Annotated in this window: 5 protein-coding genes; 4 read left to right on the top strand and 1 reads right to left on the bottom strand. The window is 49.2% G+C overall.

All coding sequences use genetic code 11. The annotated features are described in order from the left end of the window. Positions 1 to 594 precede the first annotated feature (594 nt). From CSQ88_RS02605 to CSQ88_RS22680, 3 genes are all read left to right on the top strand, one after another. Positions 595 to 1,110 (top strand): cupin domain-containing protein, encoded by a 516-nt coding sequence (locus CSQ88_RS02605; RefSeq protein ID WP_099396536.1) that lies wholly within the window; start codon positions 595 to 597, stop codon positions 1,108 to 1,110. Between the two features lie 159 nt (positions 1,111 to 1,269). Continuing rightward, positions 1,270 to 2,313 (top strand): class II fructose-bisphosphate aldolase, encoded by a 1,044-nt coding sequence (fba, locus tag CSQ88_RS02600; RefSeq protein WP_099396535.1) that lies wholly within the window; start codon positions 1,270 to 1,272, stop codon positions 2,311 to 2,313. A gap of 383 nt (positions 2,314 to 2,696) precedes the next feature. Then, the gene (locus tag CSQ88_RS22680; protein ID WP_143449390.1) at positions 2,697 to 3,815 is read left to right on the top strand and encodes a DUF6531 domain-containing protein; all 1,119 of its coding nucleotides are present in this window, start codon (positions 2,697 to 2,699) and stop codon (positions 3,813 to 3,815) included. Here the strand turns inward: CSQ88_RS22680 and CSQ88_RS02585 are convergent. After that, positions 3,798 to 4,547: an IS5 family transposase gene (locus CSQ88_RS02585; RefSeq protein ID WP_099396532.1), complete on the bottom strand. Its 750-nt coding sequence runs from the start codon at positions 4,545 to 4,547 to the stop codon at positions 3,798 to 3,800. The genes CSQ88_RS22680 and CSQ88_RS02585 overlap by 18 nt on opposite strands. A 305-nt stretch (positions 4,548 to 4,852) precedes the next feature. On the opposite strand from CSQ88_RS02585, the gene CSQ88_RS02580 reads away from it, so the two are divergent. Next, positions 4,853 to 6,013 (top strand): AAA family ATPase, encoded by a 1,161-nt coding sequence (locus CSQ88_RS02580; RefSeq protein WP_099396548.1) that lies wholly within the window; start codon positions 4,853 to 4,855, stop codon positions 6,011 to 6,013. Positions 6,014 to 6,066: the final 53 nt, after the last annotated feature.

The raw sequence follows: 6,066 nt of genomic DNA, 5'->3' as shown, positions 1-6,066 counted from the left end.
AAGACCGATCAAATAGCCAACGATTTGAGTTTTAAGCAGAGCTTAAACATTGTGCGCCGCAAGCTACCCAGCAGTGGCGCAATTCCCCCCTGAGCAGTTCGAAATCTGGTGGGCCAATGTGGTAATAGCAGTCAGCCAAGCAATTCTGACCAGCCCAACAGGACGCAGTAATCCGCGGGTTGTGAAACGACGAACTAAGCATTTTGCAAGTAGAAAAGGCACGGAAATTCTTAATCAACGGCATAACTGGGGAATAAAAATCATAAAGTGAACAGCATTGGGGTCTGTTGACGTTTCATTCACAATTGCGCTGAGCCGGAAAACGGCCAGGCACAAGGCATGCGACGAAGGCAATAACTGGTTATTTCCGAGGAGCATAACGCAGTGAATGGCCGTTTTCCGGCCCAGCCCCATCGCTGGGCGAGGAAAAGCCCTCGCACGCGGAGGGTTGGCTACATTTTTGGGGCTGCACAGCGTTAAAAGACACTCATGGTACTCGTACCATGTCGCGTCTTTTGCCTTGTTCAGCCCCAAAACTGCAGCCAACGCAGCAGCGAATGAAACGTCAACAGACCCTAAACAAGAGGATCAGCCATGACCACCCGCCCCCCTTTTATCAAGCACTGGCAGGAAATCCAGGAGGAAGATAAGGCCTGTTATGTCAATAGCTTAGAGAAACTATCGATAGGCTCGCCCTTTGGCCGCACATTCGGCCTGACCCGTCTTGGTATTCATCACGAAGTATTGCCGCCAGGCCGCCGCACCTCGTGGCCGCATTCAGAAAAAACCGAAGAAGAATTTGTTTACGTGATTGAAGGCACCCCGGATTGCTGGGTGGATGGGGTGCTGCATCGCTTAGCGCCTGGCGATGGTGTGGGTTTTGTGCCAGGCACAGGCATTGCCCATACTTTTATAAATAACACGGATAGCGATGTGCGCCTGCTGGTTGTGGGTGACACCAACCGGGCGGACAATCAAGTGGATTACCCGCTGGATGCAAAGAAAAATCTCACTAATGGCGATTTTCACTGGCACGACGCGCCAAAGCAGCCGCTGGGTGATCACGATGGTTTGCCCGATCAGCTGCGCGCATCAAACGGGCCCTTTTGATTGATGTGAAAGTTTAAGGTAAACAGATTTAAATCAGGCGCTAAAACGGCTGCAAAGTGGTTTTAGCGTTTTCCCGAATGACGTTACTCCCGATTGGATGCGGCTGCGTGGGATACTAATATGTGTTGCATCGCAGCAACAATATTCCGGATCTTAGCCATGTCACTCGTATCCCTTCGCCAAGTTCTTGACCACGCCGCCGAACACGGTTACGGCGTACCTGCTTTTAACGTCAATAACCTCGAACAAGTTCAGGCTATTTTGCAAGCCGCCGATGCCACATCCAGCCCGGTGATCCTGCAGGCCAGTGCCGGTGCGCGTAAATATGCAGGCGAGCAGTTTTTAAAAACACTGATCGAAGGCGCAGTAGCCAGCTACCCGCATCTGCCTGTTGTGATGCATCAGGATCACGGCGTAAGCCCCGCAGTATGTATGACCGCCATTAAAATGGGCTTTACCAGCGTGATGATGGATGGCTCCTTGCTGCAAGACGGTAAGACCCCGTCCGACTACGCCTACAATGCGGCAGTGACTGCCGAAGTGGTACGCATGGCGCATGCCTGTGGCGTATCGGTAGAGGGCGAGCTGGGCTGCCTGGGCAGCCTGGAAACCGGCATGGGCGAAGAAGAAGACGGCGTAGGCGCCAACCGCGTATTAAGCCACGCTGAAATGCTGACTGATCCGCAAGAAGCGCTGGCCTTTGTAAAAGCCACCGGCGTAGATGCCCTGGCCATTGCCATCGGCACCAGCCACGGCGCGTATAAATTTACCAAACCACCTTGCGGCGAAGTACTGGCCATTGATCGCGTGCGTGAAATTAACGCCGCCATCCCCGATGTGCATCTGGTGATGCACGGCTCATCCAGCGTGCCGCAAGAATTGCTGGAAGAAATGCGTAAATACGGTGGTGAGCTGAAACCTACATGGGGAGTTCCCGTAGAAGAAATCCGCCGCGCCATCCAGTACGGCGTGCGCAAAATTAATATCGACACCGATTTGCGCCTGGCCATGACCGCCGCCATCCGCCGTCATTTAGCCATGCACCCAGCAGACTTCGACCCCCGCGCCTATCTAAAACCCGCCATCACCGCCATGCGCTCAGTATGCGAAGCACGCTACGACGCCTTTGGCGCAGCAGGGATGGCAGAGAAAATGAAGCCGGTATCGCTGGAGAAAATGGCGCAGCGGTATAACAAGGGATAAGTAGAATTAAGTATTAGGTATTAATAAAAAGGGTGAATACGGGAAATCGTATTCACCCTTTTTATTGCATTTAATTCATTAAAAATAAATCAACAAGTTAAAGTGATTATGCCGGTCATCTGGAAATTTAGTTCAATGAAAATAGGTCGATTAGAATGCCTGCCACAAATTTAGTCTTAAAAATCATCGGTGTTTTTACCTGTGGTAGTGTTTTCTATGGTTGCTTTTGTATGAGTTCTTATTTTCTATCTATGCAAAAAATTTCTTGTTAGAGCAATTTTAGTATTTATTTATAGCGTTTGATTTTATGAAATTTTCCGCTTTTTTTAGCTTTTTTAATGAAAAATCTATTTGATTTCATTTAAAACAATAAGTAAGTGACAATGAAAAAAAACATTAATATGATATTTAGGCAAGCAGTTTTTCTTATAATAACTTCACTTTTTTTGGGGATGTCAACGATCGTGCATGCAGCAGCTCCTGCAAAAAAATGGTCTGCTGCCACACCTTGGTATTTTTCCCCAGAAGCAAATATGGTGGGAAATACTGGGAGGGGTTATTACGCATTTAGCGATTTACCCAATGGTTATGATGCTCGCCCGGGCTGGGGGGGTTATGATCGATGTCCTGTTGAGAGCTTACCTGATGCCGTTTCTGTAACGGGTGAGGTTACTAGATCTAAGCATATCTGGTATGCAACTTCTGGGGAGTCTTTATATCAATATTGTAGCCCTGCAAGTGGTGCTCATTGGCAGGGCGGTTATGCTTCTTTAGCATGTACTGAGCCTTATACCTTGTCTGGTAACAATTGCCTGTGCCCTCCATCAACATTCCTTGGGCCTGTTTCACAAACCTGTCGCCCTCAATGTCCTAGCCAGTACCTAGCCATTGGCAATATCTGCAAGCCTTTTCCTCCTTGCCCGGATGGTCTGTGTATTGAGCGAGATTTAGGCTCGCCCGATGTTTGCTCGGGTAATCCGATTAATACGGCGACTGGAAATAAATTTCAAACCGAGATTGATTTTACCTGGGGTAATGGTCAAGTTTTTAAGCGTTTTTATAATGGGGGTAGTTTGGCGGAGCAAGGCTTGGGCTTTGCTTGGCGGCATAGTTTGATGCGTCGGATTGTTCGCGTAACTGATATCGAGACCACGTATGCACCCGCACCCACTTCTGATGTGGATCCTGATTGGTTGGCCTATTTCGGCACGCATAGCAGACCTAATACAGTGCAAACCAGCCATTTCTTAGTGGAAAGAGAAAGCGGCAAAAATTTTGCTTTTCTAGCGAGTGGGCAACCAAAATTTGCTGGAGCAACCAACGGATATTTATTTGCAGTCACGGAGAATGGTTTTAGTGTCCAAGACGGGGCAAACACGGAAATATATAACGCTGCGGGGCAATTGCTGAGTATTACTTCCGCTAATGGCCGCAGGATTAATCTTTGTTATGATGCAAACCAAAAGCTAGGGTCTGTTGACGTTTCACATAGGCAACCATAAAAATGCACAAGCCATGGCAATAACGCTTTCGTAATTCCGTTTTAATTTATCGTATCGGAATGCCACAGCTCGATAATGTTTCAGTCGCGCAAAGGCATTCTCGACCAAATGTCGGTAGCAATACAACCCTCGATCCAGATCGGTATTCCCTTTGATTGAATTACGTTTTCTGGGAATCACTGATCGCGCACCCTGTGCCTTAATCTGCTGCCGGATAGACTCGCTATCATATCCCTTGTCTGCGATGATCACTTCGGCTGAAGGCAATTGGGCGACTAACTGAGGGGCAGCAGTACAATCGTTGATTTCGCCGCCAGTAATTTCAAATGCGATTGGCAAACCGTAAGCATCCACTGCCAAGTGAATTTTGCTGGTATTTCCAGCGCGGCTTTTGCCGATGGCTTCTGATTGATCGCTGGCAGCACCCGCGCTGTGTTGGTGAGCCTTTGCATAACTCCCATCGATGAATACCCACTCGAAATCAGGATCGACCAGTAAGGCTTTGAAAATATTGAGCCATTTCCCCGCCGCAGACCAAGCATTAAAGCGTTTATAAACCGAATTCCATTCGCCAAAAGCACTGGGTAAATCCCGCCATGGGCAGCCGACGCGCATGCGGTAGAGCATTCCTTCGACGGTAATTCGTAAATCGGGCTTGTTGTAAATGGCGTGTTGAAGCAGAATCTTTTTTAGCTTCGACCAAAGCTCGTTACTGAGCATTAATCGGGGCATCGCAAACCCGCAGGATAAATGGTGTAGGAACCTCCATTCTGCGGGTTTGCACCTACTTCTGCACATCTTCTCGTTTGAAACGTCAACAGACCCTAACAGTATGTTCAGATAGTAAAAATGAACACTATTCTGAAGTGATTGAACTTGAGAGGCTTGTACAGTGCTGGAAACGTATTAGCTCCTAAATTGAACGTATACGATGGGCTTTTATCCCCGGCATTCCATCTTTGTGCCTTTTGTAAAGAAACACCCAAGCCACAGGCTGCACTTGGCTTTATGATGGTGTTTTTTGCCGATTGATTGCCATGCTGCATAAACTTGCGATTGCTAATTACCGTTCCCTGCGCGATTTAATTATTCCTTTGGCTCAGCTCAATGTCATCAGTGGTGCTAATGGTTGCGGGAAATCGAGTTTATATCGTGCTTTACGCCTGATTGCGGAATCTGCGGCGGGGCGTTTGATTGGGTCTTTGGCGCAGGAAGGGGGCTTTGCTTCTACTTTGTGGGCGGGGCCGGAGAATATTTCTGCTGCAATGCGCCGTGGTGAGGTGCCGATTCAGGCAACGGTAAGAAAAGCGGCGGTTTCACTGAGGCTGGGTTTTGCTGGTGATGATTTTTCTTATGCGATCGATTTGGGTTTGCCCACACCCAGCTCATCGTTATTTGCGGCCGATCCTGAAATAAAGCGTGAGCAAATCTGGGCGGGCAGTGTTCAGCGTGATGTGGCCTTATTGATGGACAGGCGTAATGCCGTAGCCAAAACACACGTGGGGCGTAGCTGGCAGGTGGTTAGCCAGCATGTGCCTGCTTACGACAGTATTTTTAGCCAGTGTGCCGAGTCAGTGAATGCGCCCGAGGTTTTGCAGCTGCGCGAGGCGATGCGCCGCTGGCGTTTTTATGATCATTTACGTACCGATGCCAGTGCGCCTGCTAGGCAGGGGCAGATTGGTACTTACACGCCTATTCTGGCGAATGATGGTGGCGATCTGGCTGCGGCGCTGCAAACCATCATTGAGATTGGCGATGCCGCTGCACTGATGGCGGCGGTTGACGACGCTTTCCCCGGAGCACGGATCGAGATTGCCGTGAATGATGGCCGCTTCAGCGTTTTGATGTGGCAGCGTGGCCTGTTGCGCCCTCTGGCGGCAAGGGAGTTATCGGACGGTACGCTGCGCTATTTATTGCTGATTGCCGCTTTGCTTAGCCCGCGCCCGCCGGAGCTTTTGGTACTGAATGAGCCTGAAACCAGTTTGCACCCCGATTTATTGCCTGCTTTAGCCCGCTTAATTTCTGCTGCGTCGGCGCACAGCCAGGTGATTGTGGTCAGCCATGCAAGCCGTCTGGTTGCGGCGCTTGAGCGTGAGGCAGATTGCAATTCGATTATTTTGCATAAAGACTGTGGCGAGACGTCGGTTTTAGGGCTGCATGATTTAGATAAGCCGGTATGGTCGTGGTCAAACAGATAGGTTTTGTATTTGAGAAGGCCTGTTTTGTTCTTGATTACGTTTTTTGATTCGGG

The sequence above is a fragment of the Iodobacter sp. BJB302 genome (assembly GCF_002735645.1).
Taxonomy (GTDB): domain Bacteria; phylum Pseudomonadota; class Gammaproteobacteria; order Burkholderiales; family Chitinibacteraceae; genus Iodobacter.
The sequence above is the reverse complement of the archived record's forward strand: the minus strand, read 5'-3'. Positions and strand labels throughout refer to the sequence as shown.